General features: G+C 63.7%; 10 protein-coding genes. 7 read left to right on the plus strand and 3 right to left on the minus strand.

The features are described 5' to 3' along the window. Window positions 1-83: 83 nt before the first annotated feature. Window positions 84-947, minus strand: coding sequence for an ABC transporter ATP-binding protein (locus tag BLS27_RS09390; protein ID WP_090344288.1), 864 nt, complete (start codon window positions 945-947; stop codon window positions 84-86). Further along, complete coding sequence (locus BLS27_RS09395) at window positions 944-2,536, minus strand: ABC transporter permease (protein ID WP_090344291.1); 1,593 nt, start codon at window positions 2,534-2,536, stop codon at window positions 944-946. The genes BLS27_RS09390 and BLS27_RS09395 overlap by 4 nt, the downstream gene beginning before the upstream one ends. A 299-nt stretch (window positions 2,537-2,835) precedes the next feature. On the opposite strand from BLS27_RS09395, the gene BLS27_RS09400 reads away from it, so the two are divergent. Next, on the plus strand, window positions 2,836-3,897 hold the full coding sequence (locus BLS27_RS09400; RefSeq protein ID WP_090344294.1) for an ABC transporter substrate-binding protein: 1,062 nt from the start codon (window positions 2,836-2,838) through the stop codon (window positions 3,895-3,897). Between the two features lie 34 nt (window positions 3,898-3,931). Then, window positions 3,932-4,837, plus strand: coding sequence for a TauD/TfdA dioxygenase family protein (locus BLS27_RS09405; RefSeq protein WP_090344297.1), 906 nt, complete (start codon window positions 3,932-3,934; stop codon window positions 4,835-4,837). A gap of 169 nt (window positions 4,838-5,006) precedes the next feature. Here the strand turns inward: BLS27_RS09405 and BLS27_RS09410 are convergent, their stop codons facing one another. After that, complete coding sequence (locus tag BLS27_RS09410) at window positions 5,007-5,921, minus strand: LysR family transcriptional regulator (RefSeq protein WP_043208237.1); 915 nt, start codon at window positions 5,919-5,921, stop codon at window positions 5,007-5,009. A 193-nt stretch (window positions 5,922-6,114) separates the two neighbouring features. Between BLS27_RS09410 and BLS27_RS09415 the strand changes: the two genes are divergently transcribed. The 5 genes from BLS27_RS09415 to BLS27_RS09435 all read left to right on the plus strand — a co-directional run bounded on the left by BLS27_RS09415 (window position 6,115) and on the right by BLS27_RS09435 (window position 14,701). Further along, window positions 6,115-8,460 (plus strand): TonB-dependent receptor, encoded by a 2,346-nt coding sequence (locus BLS27_RS09415; protein ID WP_090344300.1) that lies wholly within the window; start codon window positions 6,115-6,117, stop codon window positions 8,458-8,460. A 16-nt stretch (window positions 8,461-8,476) separates the two neighbouring features. After that, window positions 8,477-10,153: an aryl-sulfate sulfotransferase gene (locus BLS27_RS09420; RefSeq protein ID WP_043208242.1), complete on the plus strand. Its 1,677-nt coding sequence runs from the start codon at window positions 8,477-8,479 to the stop codon at window positions 10,151-10,153. A 300-nt stretch (window positions 10,154-10,453) separates the two neighbouring features. Beyond that, a complete protein-coding gene (gabD, locus tag BLS27_RS09425; RefSeq protein ID WP_043208245.1) occupies window positions 10,454-11,896 on the plus strand; it encodes an NADP-dependent succinate-semialdehyde dehydrogenase in 1,443 nt (480 codons plus the stop codon). A gap of 180 nt (window positions 11,897-12,076) precedes the next feature. After that, window positions 12,077-13,354: a 4-aminobutyrate--2-oxoglutarate transaminase gene (gene gabT / locus BLS27_RS09430; protein ID WP_043208247.1), complete on the plus strand. Its 1,278-nt coding sequence runs from the start codon at window positions 12,077-12,079 to the stop codon at window positions 13,352-13,354. Window positions 13,355-13,492: 138 nt separating this feature from the next. Continuing rightward, entirely contained in the window at window positions 13,493-14,701 is a 1,209-nt protein-coding gene (locus BLS27_RS09435; RefSeq protein WP_043208248.1) for a response regulator, read from the plus strand. Window positions 14,702-14,713 lie beyond the last annotated feature (12 nt).

Raw genomic sequence — 14,713 nt, forward strand, 5'->3', positions numbered from 1 at the left:
GGTTGCCGGCGCGTTCGCGGGTAACTCGCTCGTATTTGGTCCGTGCGGGCGCTGTAGCGGGTCACCCGCGAACACGCCGTGACTCACAGCGCGATCAATTCCGGCCGCAGCCCTTCCACGCGCGCTGCCGCTGGTTTCAGATAACCGCCATCGCCTGTGATCTGATGCAACACCTTCTCGCGCAGATGGTGCAGCGCCACGCCGGTGCGTTGGCGCGGATGCGGCAGGTCGATATCCACCACTGACTTGATCCGCCCCGGTCGCGGCTCCAGCACCACTACCCGGTCAGCCAGGTACGTCGCCTCCTCGGCATCATGGGTGACCAGCAAAGTGGTGATGCCTGAGCGCTCGCGAATCGCCAGCAGCTCGTCCTGTAATTGCTGGCGGGTCAGGGCATCGAGGGCGCCGAAGGGTTCGTCCAGCAGCAGGATGCGTGGGCTGGCGACCAGTCCGCGGGCGATTGCCACGCGTTGGGCCATGCCGCCGGAGAGCTGGTGCGGGTAGGCCGACTCGAACCCTGCCAGCCCCACCAGTTGCACGAACTCATGGACCCGACGTGCCCGCTCACCTTGGGTGAGCGGCTCGTTGACCAGGCCCAAGGCAATGTTCTGCTGCACCGTCAGCCACGGAAACAGCCGGTGCTCCTGGAATACGATGCCGCGTTCGCCACCGATGCCGCTGACCGGCTGGCCATCGACGCGGATGCTGCCGCTGTAGTCGGTGTCCACCCCCACCAGCAGGCGCAGCAGGGTGGACTTGCCGCAGCCGGAGGCGCCGACGATGGCGATGAACTCGCCCTCGTTGATCGCCAGGTTGAAATTACGGATGGCCTCGAACGGCTGACCATCGACACTGAAGACTTTGCCGACGCCGTCGAAGCTGACCAGCGGCGGCGTGGTGTCGGGTTGATTGGCCGCGTGCAGGGCCGAGGTGTTGAAAGCGTTCATGCGGTTCTCCAGCGCGTGGCGCGCGATTCGAGGCGTTGTCCAAGGGTGCCCAGCAGGGCGCCGACCAGGCCGATCAAGACCATGGCCGCCATGACCTGGTCCATGCGAAACAGTTGCTGCGCGCCGAGCATCAGGCTGGCGATACCGCCATCGGAGGGCATGAAGTATTCGGCGCCGATGGTGCCCAGCCACGCGTAGATCAGCGACAGGCGCAGGCCGGCGAAAATCGCCGGCGCCGCCCCGGGCAGCACCAGCAGACGCAGGCGTCGTGGCAGGCTCAGGCGCAAGACGCGAGCCGCCTCGCCCAATTGCGGCGAGAGGCTGGCGATGCCGCGCTGGGTGGCGATGAACAGCGGAAAGAACGCCGCCAGGCCCACGAACACGGCCTTGGCCTCTTCACCCAGGCCGAACCAAGCCGTGAGCAGCGGCACCCAGGCGAACAGCGCCACCTGGCGCAGCGCCGACAGGCTTGGTCCGAGCAGGCGCTCGGCCGGTTGCGACAGGCCGAGCAGGACACCCAGCGCAAAACCCGCGCCGCCGCCGAACAACAGCCCGACAAGGGTGCGCTGCAGGCTCAGGTAGAGGGCCTCGGGCAGTGAGCCGTCCGCCAGCCCCGCCAGCAGGCTGCGCAGGACTTCCCAAGGTGAAGTGAGAATGTTGCCGTCGACCCAGCCGAAGCTGTTGGCGGCCTGCCATAACGCCAGCAGCGCAACCGGCAGCAACAGACCTTGCCAGGCGGATGCGTGGGCGCTGCGTTGTTGCTCACCGGTTGCCGGTTGCGGCCAATACAGCAGGCGCCGCTCCAGTGCCGAGAAACCGCGGTCCATGAAGGCGCCGACCAAGCCGATCACCAGGATGCACAGGAACACCAGATCAAGCATGAACAGCTGCCGACCCCAGACCATCAGGTAGCCGATCCCTTCGCTGGAGGCCAGCAGTTCCACGGCCAGCAGCGAGGTCCAGCCCGTGGCCAGAGCCAGGCGTATACCGGTCAGGAAGGCCGGCAGGGCGGCGGGCAGCAGCAGGCGCAGGAATAGCAGGTGTGTCGGCAAACGTAGAGCAGCGGCGGCTTCGCGCAGTTTGGGCTGGGCATCGCGTACGCCGACCAAGGTATGCAGGGCCACCGGCACGATCACCGCCTTGATCAGCACCACCAGCTTGAGCATTTCACCGATACCGAAGAACAGCATGAACAGTGGGATCCATGCCAGCGTGGGGATCTGTGCCAAGGCCACGAAGGTCGGCAATACCCAGGCCTGAGCCCTGCGTGAGGCGCCCAGCCAGGTGCCCAGCAGCAGCCCACTGGCGATGCCGGCGAGCAGGCCGAGCAGCAGGCGTTGCAGGCTTATCCACAGGTGGCTCCAGAGCTCACCGGAGCCGAATTCCAGCGCGCTCTGCCAGACCACCGACGGGGCTGGCAGGATCTGCTCACTCATCCAGTGGCAATGGCTGGCGATGACCCATAGCGCCGCCACCCCCAATGGCACCAACCATGGCAGCAGAGGTTCCTGTAAGCGGCCCTGTGTCGCGAAAGGGGGGCGCAGCGGCCCCAGAAGGCCTTGTCCACGCTTGCTCAAAACCTCGCTCATCCAGGCACCTCTTGAATCATTCCTTGGTTATGCGCTTATGGAATTAAAAATTCATAAGTACGTTCATCAAGGGATAAGAACATGTCTTCAAGACGCCACGAAAGCCCTGCGCCGTTGCGTTTTCCTCATATTTTCCATGCGTTTTCCGCAAGCCGTCCGGCAGCGCCCGTGACGCTTGGGTTATGACTTTTGGTTACTAAAAAATGAAGTTTTGGTCTTTGTGGGTTTTAACTCGCCCGGCCTAGCTTCTGGCCAAAGCGCCGGCCATCGCCGGTGGCAGCCTGCCAAGGAGCCTGGTCATGAAAATCCCATTCCGACGTTTGTTCAGTACGTTCGCCTCGCCGCTGTTGGCGGGCCTGCTGGCGGCCAGCGTGCTGAGCGCTCAAGCGGCCCAGGCGGACGCACCCCATAGCATCCGCATTGCCGTGCCGGACCTAAGTGCCGGCAGCCAGCCCAGCGCGGGCGGGGTGGTGGATGTGCTGCGTAGCCAGCAATTGCTGGAGCAGGAGTTTGCCAAGGACGGCATCCACATCGACTGGCGCTTCTTCAAAGGCGCGGGGCCGGTGATCAACGAAGCCCTGGCCAACGGCCAGGCCGATTTTGCCTACCTGGGCGACCTGGCCGCGATCATCGGCAAGGCCAACGGCCTCGACACCCGGGTACTGTCTGCCGGCGTGCGCGGGGTGAAGAGCTATCTGGCCGTGGTTCCAGGCTCTGGTATCCACAGCCTGCAGGATCTCAAAGGCAAGCGCGTGGCTGTGTTCCGCGGTACCGCCAACCAGCTGTCGTTCGCCAGCGCCCTGGCCAGCCAAGGGCTGTCCGAGCGTGACCTGAAGATCATCAACCTGGATTTCAACGCCGCCAATGCTGCCATCGCGGCCAAGCAGATCGACGCCACTTGGGGCCTGTCGACCCTGTTGTCCCTGCGCGAACGGGGGTTGGTGGAGCTACCGGTGAACTCCCGCGACCTCAAGGGGGCGGGTAGCACCCAGGCGGTACTGCTGGGCACCGGGGCCTTCATCGACCAGCACCCGGACCTGGTGGCGCGCCTGGTCACGGCCCAACAGAAGGCGGTGAAGTGGCTGCGCGATGAGAACAACCGCAAGGCTTATGTGGACCTGGTCGCCAGCACCGCCAACTACCCCCGGGTGATCCTCGAAGGCGACCTGGCCCAGGAGAACCTCGCCCATTACTTCGACCCACGCCTGGACGCCGAATTTGTCGGCCTGCTGCAGCAGGGTGTGGACCTGGCTGCCAAGGAGCGTTTGATCCGCCGTGGCTTCCAGGTGAGCGACTGGATCGAACCGCGTTTTCTCGATGCCGCCCTACAGCAGGACCAAGCCGTCCAGGCCGCCCGCTGAAACCCCTATCCATCCCCATCGCAAGGACATGACCATGAGCAATGCCGCACTGGCCCGCGCGCCACACACCGCTGCACTCGACATCCATCCGATCGCCGGGCGCATCGGCGCCGAGATTCGCGGCGTGACATTGTCCGCCGACTTGGACGCCGCCACCATCGACGCCATTCAGGCGGCCCTGGTCCAATACAAGGTGATTTTCTTCCGCAACCAGACGCAGTTGGACGACCAGAGCCAGGAGGCCTTCGCCAAACGTCTTGGCGAGCCGATCGCCCATCCCACCGTGCCGGTGGTCGACGGCACGAACTACCTGCTGCAGCTCGATGGTGCCGAAGGTCAACGGGCCAATTCCTGGCACACCGATGTGACCTTCGTCGAAGCCTACCCCAAGGCTTCTATCTTGCGCAGTGTGGTGGCGCCGGCCTTTGGTGGCGACACTGTCTGGGCCAACACCGCAGCGGCTTACCAAAGCCTGCCCGAGCCGCTGCGCGAGCTTGCCGACAAGCTCTGGGCGGTGCACAGCAACGAATACGACTATGCCGGTACCAAGCCCGATGTGGACCCGGCCAAGCTTGAGCGCTATCGCCAGGTGTTCACTTCCACGGTGTACGAGACCGAACATCCAGTGGTGCGGGTGCATCCGATCAGTGGCGAAAGGGCCTTGCAGCTGGGGCATTTCGTCAAGCGCATCAAAGGTTATTCACAGTCGGACTCGGCGCACCTGTTCAATCTGCTGCAAGGGCATGTGACGCGCCTGGAAAATACCGTTCGCTGGCGCTGGCAGGCCGGTGACGTGGCCATTTGGGACAATCGCGCGACCCAGCATTACGCGGTGGACGATTACGGCACCCAGCCGCGCATCGTGCGTCGGGTGACATTGGGCGGGGAGGTGCCGGTGGGTGTGGACGGACAGCAGAGCCGGACCCTTCGCAAGGGCTGATCTATTGCAGGCCTGTGCCGCCATCGCGGAATCGAAGAGACAACTAGGTGGGCTGCTTGCGCTGGCGCTATTCGCGGATAAACCCGCTCCTACAAGGGGCGGTGTTTCTTGTGGGAGCGGGTTCACCCGCGAAGCAGGCGGCGCGGTGCAATGGCACCATACTGCCCGGTCATGACTCGCTGTCACAGGCAATCAACTGCCTCACCAATCCCTGGGCCAACGCCGACAGTCCATACCCCACGCGGCTCACCACGCCATAGCGGGTGTAGAACGCCTCTTCATGCTCCGGCGCAAGGTCGGCGAGCGTGAGCGCTACCAACCCGCCTTCTCGTTGATAGGGCCGCAGATTGGCATTGCAGGCAATGCCGATGGTGTCCGATTGCTGCACCACGTTGAGCAGCGCATAGCCGTGTTCACACTCCACGCTGGGCAAGAAATCCTGGCGGCCGCTCAGGTCGCTCAGCACCTTGCGGATGTTCGGCGGGCGGAAGGTCGTGGCCAGCGGGTAGTCGAACAGATCACGCGCACGGACCTCGGCGCGCTCGCTCAACGGGTGCCCGGCGCGGCAGCAGAAGTGCCAGCGCTGAGGCTTGAGCTTGTGCACTTGGTAGTCCGGATCGGCTTCGAACTGACGGGTGTCTGCAACGAAAAACTCGATCTCCTCGGCTACCAGCCGGCGGTTCAGTGCCTGCCAGTTATCCACCTGAAAGCAGGTGCGCGCAGCGGGGTACTCGGCCACGAAACGCGCCACCGCTCTTGGAACCAGCCCGCCTGCCGGTGCCGGCCCGGAGCCGAACCGCACGACACCCGTGGTGGCGCCATTGAACTGGTTGATTTCATTGGCCAGGTGATGGGCCCCATGCACCAGGCGGCGCGAGTGCTCCAGCACCAGCAGGCCTTGCCGGGTAGGGGACAAATCCTTGCTGGCGCGATCGACCAGGCGGCAGCCGACGTTGTGCTCGAGCGTCTGGATGCTCCGGCTGAAGGCCGATTGCGACAGGTTCACCGCAGCCGCCGCAGCGACGAAGCTGCGGTGATCGACCAAGGCGATGAAGTGACGAAGCTGACGGAGATCTATATGCATTTTCTACATGAAAACTTTCGGTGAAATGCAATTGCTGACAAGGGTTACGAACCTTATAAAGGGAGTCACTTATTCCACAAAATATGAATTAAAAATATTTATATCTCTTAAAAGAATATAGCCCGACTGTCCGCGATTCGGTTCCGCCAACGGAAATGCTCGCCCCAGGGCCCATGCCTCAAGGAGCATTTGCATGTCCCGACTTCCCCGATGGCCGGCGTGCGCGTCGCTGTTCACCTTGCAACCCTTGGCCGCAGGCGTGCTACTGGCTGTCGCCGGCACCAGCCTGCCTAGCCTTGCCGAAGAGACCGTCGTTGCCACGCCAGTGCCCGAGCAGCAAGCCACCCTCGGCACTGTCACGGTCAATGCTCGACGCCGCGAGGAAAGCGCCCAGAGCGTCCCCACGCCGATCAGTGTGCTCGACAGCGAGACCCTGGAGACCCAGCGCATTTACCGTGTGCAGGATCTGCAACAGCTGGTACCCAGCACCAACGTCGCCTATGTCCATGCTCGCCAGTCGAGCATCTCGATCCGCGGCCTGGGCAACAACCCGGCCAGCGATGGCCTCGAAGGCAGCGTGGGTATCTACCTGGACAACGTCTATCTGGGGCGCCCTGGCATGGCCGTGTTCGACCTGCTGGATGTCGAGCAGCTCGAAGTGCTGCGCGGCCCGCAAGGCACGCTGTTCGGCAAGAACACAACCGCCGGGGTGCTCAACATCACCACCCGCAAACCGACGTTCCACCGCGAAGGCAGCGTCCAGTCGTCACTGGGCGAGGATGGTTACTGGCAGACCCAGGGCAGTTTTTCCGGGCCGATCAGCGAAACCCTGGCCGGGCGCATCAGCGCTTACCACACCGAGGACGATGGCTACGTGAAGAACGTCTACAACGGCCACGACCTCAACGGCGGCAAGCGCCAGGGTTTTCGGACCCAGTTGCTGTTCGAGCCGAGCGAGACCTTCAACTTGCGCTGGATCGGTGAGTACAACGAAGAGGACTCCGACAACGGCGTATTGGCGCTCTACAGCACCGGCCCGACCATCAACGGTGTCAATCGCTACGAAAGCCTGGCGGCCCAAGCCGGCGCTACCCTGGTGTCGGGCAAGGATCGCAAGGTCAACTTCGACGCCGACCAGCAGGTGACGGTGTTCCAGGGCGGCACTTCGGTGGAGGCCAACTGGACCTTGCCCAACGACTTCACCCTGACCTCCATCACCGCTTACCGCTGGTGGGACTTCACCCCGCGCAACGACGACGGCCTGAACGTGCCGGTCTACCGCAACGTCGGGGTGTCGGTGCGCGACAAGCAGTATTCCCAGGAGATCCGCCTGGCATCGCCCACCGGCGGCTTCTTCGACTATGTGCTCGGCGCCTATTACTTCAAACAGGACCTGGATAACCAATCATTCTTCTACTACGGCCCCCAGGCCGATAGCTGGAGCGGCACGCCCCCAGGCGCGCTGGCCAACGTCACCAGCCTGGGTGACGGGCACATCGACACTGACAGCTATGCGTTGTTCGCTCAGGGTACCTGGCACCTGACCGACCGCCTGGACTTCACCGCCGGGGTGCGCGGCACCTATGAAGAAAAAAGCGCCTGGGTCACCCGGGATGCGCCTGTCGGCGGCGCAGCGGTCACCGGCGGTGCGGCTGCGGCGCGCAATGGTCGGGCCGGTGCCTACGACTCGGGCGATCTGAACCAGTACAGCTTCAGCCCCTCCGGCCTGCTGAGCCTGAGCTACCGCTTCAACGAGCAGGTGCTCGGCTATGCGAGCCTCAGCCATGGCGAAAAGTCCGGCGGCATCAACCTCACCGTGGGAGCGGCGCCGCGCCTGGGCACCGACTCGTTGCTGGTGGGCACCGAGCGGGTCAACAACGCCGAGCTGGGGGTCAAGAGCACGCTGCTGGACAACCGCCTGCAGCTCAACGCCAACCTGTTCTGGGCCGAGGTGCATGGCTACCAGGCCAACGTCTACGACGAAGCCAACCGCGTGCAGTACCTGGCCAACGCCGGCAATGTCCGCTCCCGTGGCCTGGAGTTCGAGGCCACGGCGCTGCCGGTGCGCGGCCTTACGCTCAACTTCAACGGCTCGTGGAACGATGTGCGCTACACCGAGTACGACGACGCCCCGTGCCCGCCGGAGGTGGGTCTGGCCAACCCCGGCGCGACCTGCGACCTCAGTGGCCATCAGGTGGTCGGCGCCTCCAAGTACATCGCCAACCTCAACGGCCAGTACAAGTGGCAGTTGGCCGAGCGCATCGAGCCCTACGTCACCGCCAGCTACGCCTTCCGCTCCCGCGCGGTGGGCACCATCGACGATTCCGACTACGGCCAGATCCCCAGCTACGCCATCGTCAACCTCTCTACCGGCGTGCGCCTGGACCAGGGCGACGGCGTGCTCGACCTGTCGCTGTGGGTGAAGAACGCCGGCGACAAGACCTACTTCACCAGCCTGTGGAACGCCGCCAACGGTGGCTATTCCGGTGTGCTCGGCACCCCGCGCACCGTGGGTGCAACCGCCCGTTACGACTTCTGAGAAAAGGAGCTTTGCCATGAATGCCAAGACCGAAACGCCCGCATTGCCCGAAGGCGCCTGCATTACCGCCAAGGTCCCGGATCACGACGAGGCCCTGCTTGGCGATGTCGTGGTCAACCCGTACCGCCTGGCGCCGCTGACCGCGATCATCCGCGACGGTGGCCGCACGCTCAGTGCTGTCCACGTTCGGGTGCTGGGCCGTGGCGAGCGCGGCGTGGACATCGCCTATGAGGTGTCTGACCGCTCTCTGTGGACCTACGGCGGGATCCCGGTGTTCGGCCTGTACCCGGACTACGTCAACCAAGTGGAAGTGACCTACAAGCTCGACGGCGAGCGCATCCGCGAGCGTTTCGAGATCTACGCCCCGGCCGTGCGTCTGCCGGTAGTGGCCAAGCAGACTGCGGCCCTGCCTGAGGTGGAGCCGGTCAAGGTGTCGCCAGGCTTCGAGAAGCGCCTGTACCTGTTCAACCATCTGCAAGGGGATATCCCCGGTGCGCGCGCCTTCAAGTGGAACGGCCTGGGTGGCGCCGCCGAGTGGGACCAGGTGGGCAACAACTGGATCGCCGACAGCAATGGCGATGTGCGCTGGTACCTGGACATCGAACAGATCCACGACTCCAACCGCCGCGACGGCCTGGGCGGGACCATGGGCTTCCAGCAGACCCGCGACGGCAAGCTGATCTGGGGCCAAGGCCAGACCTATTCCAAGTACGACCTGCTGGGCCGGCGCATCTGGCAGCGTAGCCTGCCGGACAAGTTCGCCGACTTCTCCCACGAGATCCGCGAAACCGTGAACGGCACCTACCTGTTGCGCGTGGGCACCAGCGATTATCGACGTCCGGACGGCAAGCGCGTGCGTTCGATCCGTGACCACATCATCGAAGTGAACGAGGCGGGCGATGTGCTGGACTTCTGGGACCTCAACCAGATCCTCGACCCGTACCGCGGCGACTTGCTCGAAACTCTGGGCAAGGCGGCGATCCAGCTGCCCGCAGACGTGGCGCGCCAGGACAGCACCCTGGCCAACGAGCTGGCCGAAGGCGACCTGCCATTCGGCGATGCTCCGGGCGTCGGCACTGGACGCAACTGGGCCCATGTCAACGCCATCGACTACGACCCGGCCGATGACAGCATCATCATCTCTGCCCGCCATCAGGGCGTGGTGAAGATCGGTCGCGACAAAACGGTGAAGTGGATCCTCGCCTCGCCGCAAGGATGGCCGGCACGCCTGCAAGACAAAGTGCTCAAACCTGTGGCGAGCGAGGACTTCGACTGGTCCTGGACCCAGCACACGGCCTGGCTGACCGGTCGCGGCACGCTGACCGTGTTCGACAACGGCTGGGGACGTGACTTCGCGCCGACCAAACTGTCGGGCAACTACAGCCGTGCGGTGGAGTACCGCATCGACGAAGCCAAGGGCACCGTCGAGCAGGTCTGGGCCTACGGCAAGGAGCGAGGCGATGAGTGGTACAGCCCGATCACCTCGGTGGTGGCCTACCGTCCGGAAACCGATACCCAGTTCATCTACTCGGCGTCGGTGGGTTTCCTCACGCCGGAAAAACTCACCACCTCGGTGCTCAACGAGGTGCGCAGCGGTACCCAGGAGGTTCTGGTGGAACTGAAAGTGCACAGTCGCCAGCCGGGTAGCGTCGGCTACCGCGCACTGGTGATCGACCTCGACAACGCGTTCTGATCCTGCCGGGAGGGCCGTCGGTCCTCCCATCGACCCTCCTTCAGGCCTTTGGACTAACCTGAACTTCTTCCCTGCACCGATCCGGAAATCCGGCTCGGTGTTCAACCGTTCGTTCTTTTTTTCGAACAGCCTATTGTCCAACACCCCAGCACCCGCTTAGCATTCCGTTTGAGATTTCAAACGCTCGATGCCCAGGCGTTGAACACCCCTGGTGCAAGAATTCCTGATGGCGCCCTTGGGCGCCTTTCAACAATCAATAATTAGCGCCGTCCGTGCACGGTGCTCTCAAGGGAATCCGACATGCAGCTCAAAGACGCTCAGTTGTTCCGCCAGCAAGCCTTCATCAACGGTGAGTGGCTGGACGCGGACAACGGTCAGACCATCAAGGTGACCAACCCGGCTACCGGTGAAGTCATCGGTACCGTGCCGAAGATGGGCGCCGCCGAAACCCGCCGCGCCATCGAAGCTGCCGACAAGGCCCTGCCGGCCTGGCGCGCACTGACCGCCAAAGAGCGTGCTGGCAAGCTGCGTCGCTGGTTCGAGCTGATGATCGAGAACCAGGACGACCTGGCCCGCCTGATGACCACCGAGCAGGGCAAGCCACTGGCCGAAGCCAAGGGCGAGATCGCCTACGCTGCCTCGTTCATCGAGTGGTTCGCCGAAGAAGGCAAGCGTGTCTACGGTGACGTGATTCCTGGCCATCAGCCAGACAAACGCCTGATCGTCATCAAGCAGCCGATCGGTGTCACCGCCGCCATCACTCCGTGGAACTTCCCGGCCGCGATGATCACCCGTAAAGCCGGCCCGGCCCTGGCCGCTGGCTGCACCATGGTCCTCAAGCCTGCTTCTCAGACCCCATACTCCGCCCTGGCCCTGATCGAGCTGGCCAACCGTGCCGGCATCCCGGCTGGCGTGCTGAGCGTGGTCACCGGCAGCGCTGGCGAAGTCGGCGGCGAGCTGACCGGCAACGCCCTGGTTCGCAAGCTGTCCTTCACCGGCTCGACCGAAATCGGTCGCCAGCTGATGGAAGAATGCGCCAAGGACATCAAGAAGGTCTCCCTGGAGCTGGGCGGCAACGCGCCGTTCATCGTGTTCGACGACGCCGACCTGGACAAGGCGGTCGAGGGCGCGATCATCTCCAAGTACCGCAACAACGGCCAGACCTGCGTCTGCGCCAACCGTATCTACGTTCAGGACGGCGTTTACGACGCGTTCGCCGAGAAGCTCAAGGCCGCTGTCGCCAAGCTGAAGATCGGTAACGGCCTGGAAGAAGGCACCACTACTGGCCCGCTGATCGACGGCAAGGCTGTCGCCAAGGTCCAAGAGCACATCGAAGACGCAGTCTCCAAGGGCGCCAAGGTGCTGTCCGGCGGCAAGCTGATCGAAGGCAACTTCTTCGAGCCGACCATCCTGGTCGACGTACCGAAGAGCGCTGCCGTGGCCAAGGAAGAAACCTTCGGCCCGCTGGCGCCGCTGTTCCGCTTCAAAGACGAAGCCGAAGTCATCGCTATGTCCAACGACACCGAGTTCGGCCTGGCTTCGTACTTCTATGCCCGTGACATGAGCCGAGTGTTCCGTGTCGCCGAGGCCCTGGAGTACGGCATGGTGGGTATCAACACCGGCCTGATCTCCAACGAAGTGGCACCGTTCGGTGGCATCAAGGCCTCGGGCCTGGGCCGCGAAGGTTCCAAGTACGGCATCGAGGACTACCTCGAGATCAAGTACCTGTGCATCAGCATCTGATCACGTACTGAATTTCCCTCTGCCAGCGGGGCGCGAGAGCGACGTCTCGCTGGCCTTTTTGACACCGTAGTACCTGGTGACCAGGGTGTTCGCGACAGTCGATCAACGCATGCTGATCGTGAACGACCCCAGCCACCCCCGAATAACAGCGCCATTATCGTCGGCGCGAATGAGGGCATTATGAGCAAGACCAACGAATCTTTGATGCAACGCCGTGTCAACGCCGTCCCACGTGGCGTTGGCCAGATCCACCCGATCTTCGTCGACACCGCGAAGAACTCGACCGTGATCGACGTTGAAGGCCGCGAACTGATCGACTTCGCCGGCGGCATCGCAGTACTGAACACCGGCCACCTGCACCCGAAAGTGGTTGCCGCCGTTCAAGAGCAGCTGACCAAAGTCAGCCACACCTGCTTCCAGGTTCTGGCATACGAGCCCTACGTAGAGCTGTGCGAGAAGATCAACGCCATGGTCCCTGGCGACTTCGCCAAGAAGACCCTGCTGGTCTCCACCGGTTCCGAGGCCGTCGAGAACGCCGTGAAGATCGCCCGTGCCGCCACTGGCCGTGCCGGCGTGATCGCCTTCACCGGCGGCTACCACGGTCGTACCATGATGACCCTGGGCCTGACCGGCAAGGTCGTGCCTTACTCCGCTGGCATGGGCCTGATGCCAGGCGGCATCTTCCGCGCCCTGTTCCCGAGCGAACTGCACGGCATCAGCGTTGACGACGCCATCGCCTCGGTCGAGCGCATCTTCAAGAACGACGCCGAGCCACGCGACATCGCTGCCATCATCCTCGAGCCGGTACAAGGCGAAGGCGGCTTCCTGCCAGCACCGAAAGAGCTGATGAAGCGCCTGCGCGCCCTGTGCGACCAGCACGGCATCCTGCTGATCGCCGACGAAGTCCAGACCGGCGCTGGCCGTACCGGTACCTTCTTCGCCATGGAACAGATGGGCGTCGCGCCTGACCTGACCACCTTCGCCAAGTCCATCGCTGGCGGCTTCCCGCTGGCCGGTGTGTGCGGCAAGGCCGAGTACATGGACGCCATCGCTCCAGGCGGCCTGGGCGGCACCTACGCCGGTTCGCCGATCGCCTGCGCTGCGGCCCTGGCCGTCATCAAGGTGTTCGAGGAAGAGAAACTGCTGGACCGCAGCAAGGCTGTCGGTGAGCGTCTGACCACTGGCCTGCGCAAGATCCAGGAAAAGCACCCGATCATCGGTGACGTGCGTGGCCTGGGCTCGATGATCGCTGTTGAAGTCTTCGAGAAAGGTACCCACACCCCGAACGCCGCTGCCGTTGCCCAGGTCGTGGCCAAGGCACGTGACAAGGGTCTGATCCTGCTGTCCTGCGGTACTTACGGAAACGTCCTGCGTATCCTGGTTCCGCTGACCGCCGAAGACGCGCTGCTGGACAAAGGCCTGGCAATCATCGAAGAGTGCTTCGCTGAGCTGGCTTGAATCTGACGCGATGCATAAAAAAACCCGCTTCGGCGGGTTTTTTTATGCCCAAGCCAGGCACGGGACGCTATCGTTGTCCGAGGATTTGCCCAGGATGCTGCAACGGATTGCGTGTCAAGGATTACCAGGAGCCCGCCGATGAGCGCTGCCAACCCCATCCCGCCTTGCGTACTGATTGCCGAAGGCGATCCTTGGGTGCGCGACATGCTCCGCGACATGCTGCTCAGCGTCCGCTGTGATGCCCGTTTGCAGGTCTGTGCCAACGGACCGGAGGCTTTGGCCGCGCTGGCGAGCAAACCCGACCTGATCATCGCTGCCCGCGAGCTGGCCGGCGGCGACGGCCTAGACTTGCTGCGCAACGTGCGTGCCCAGCAACAAACCGCTACCTTGCCATTCATCCTCATGAGCGAGCGCAGCGACAGTGCCAGCGTGCATGAGGTGCTGCCGCTGCATCCCACCGCTTACCTGAGCAAACCTCTGGATCTGGACAATCTGCGCAAACGCTTGGAGAAACTCCTGCTGGAGGTGGGGGAGCAGGTCGCCTGCCCGGCTCCGGCCTTGCAGCCGGGGATCAAGCTGCCGACCTACTTAGAACAACGCCGCGCCAGCGCCGATGGCGGGCCGCTGCTGGCCGATGTGCAGGTGGCAATCAAGCGTGCGCTCAACCCTCAAGGGCTGAACCTCAAGACGCTGGAAGAAGAAGTGCGCAACGATCCGCAGATCACGGCGGTGCTGATTGCCGCTGCCAACAGTGCCGCCCTGCATAGCGAAGTACCGGTGCAGACCCTGTTGCAGGCGTTGAACAAACTCGGCAGCACCCAAAGCATGAACCTTATCCTGGGCCTGGCCCTCAAGCGCAGTGCGCGCCTGAGTGACCCGTTGCTGGCGCGGCACGCGGCGCATTTCTGGGACCTTTCGCTGCACACCGCAGAGTACGCCCGCAGCCTGGCGCGCCTGCTCGAAATCGATGAAGAACGCTGCTACTGCGCGGGCTTGCTGCATTGCCTGGGCGATCTGGCCGTGCTGCGTTGCCTGCAGGAGTGGTGCCTGGCGGGCGGTGAGCTGGACGAGGACCAGGTGCAACTGTCGCTCAATGAATTTGGCGCTGCTTTTGGCTCGGCGCTGCGCACGCGATGGCGCCTGCCGCTGAGCCTGCGTGAGCTGATCGCCGCGATCTATCAACTTGGCGGCGGGGTCTATTCGCGGGAAATCCTGGCCATGAACCTGGCCGGGCAATTGTCGCGCCTGTCCGAGGAACAGGGCCTCGAGAAAGTCGCCAGCGGCAAGACGGCTCGCCTGCTCAAGCTAGGAATGGCGCAACTGAGCCGGCTGCGCAGGCAGGAGTGAGGTCGCGCCGAG

Source organism: Pseudomonas guariconensis, from assembly GCF_900102675.1.
GTDB classification, from domain to species: domain Bacteria; phylum Pseudomonadota; class Gammaproteobacteria; order Pseudomonadales; family Pseudomonadaceae; genus Aquipseudomonas; species Aquipseudomonas guariconensis.